The sequence below is a fragment of the Bradyrhizobium sp. USDA3010 genome, from assembly GCF_056429065.1.
The window spans coordinates 1-632 of record NZ_JBWJZD010000138.1 but is presented as its reverse complement, the minus strand read 5'-3'; the positions used below and the strand labels follow the sequence as shown (position 1 = coordinate 632).

At 77.7% G+C, this 632-nt stretch carries 1 protein-coding gene; it reads right to left on the bottom strand.

Annotation, left to right across the window (positions count from 1 at the left end):
* The coding region (locus tag AC066Y_RS43305) for a hypothetical protein (protein WP_478279145.1) at positions 1-521 on the bottom strand (521 nt) is incomplete at its 3' end.
* Positions 522-632: the final 111 nt, after the last annotated feature.

Below are 632 nucleotides of genomic sequence, written 5' to 3'. Positions count from 1 at the left end.
GGCGACACCGGCGCAACCGGAGCCACGGGTGCGACCGGCGCGACGGGCGACACCGGCGCAACCGGAGCCACGGGTGCGACCGGCGCGACGGGCGACACCGGCGCAACCGGAGCCACGGGTGCGACTGGCGCGACGGGTGACACCGGCGCAACCGGAGCCACGGGTGCGACCGGCGCGACGGGCGACACCGGCGCGACCGGAGCGACGGGTGCGACTGGCGCCACGGGCGACACCGGCGCGACCGGAGCCACGGGTGCGACCGGCGCGACGGGCGACACCGGTGCAACCGGAGCCACAGGTGCGACCGGCGCCACGGGCGCGACGGGTGACACCGGCGCGACCGGAGCCACGGGTGCGACCGGCGCCACGGGCGACACCGGAGCAACCGGAGCCACCGGTGCGACCGGCGCCACGGGCGCGACGGGTGACACCGGCGCAACCGGAGCAACGGGTGCGACCGGCGCCACGGGCGCGACGGGCGACACCGGCGCAACCGGAGCCACAGGTGCGACTGGCGCCACGGGAGCCACCGGCAACACCGGTGCAACGGGCTCGACCGGTGCAACTGGACGTACCGGCGCAACGGGAGCGACCGGACCAACAGGGCCTACCGGTCCGACGGGCCCGCAAGG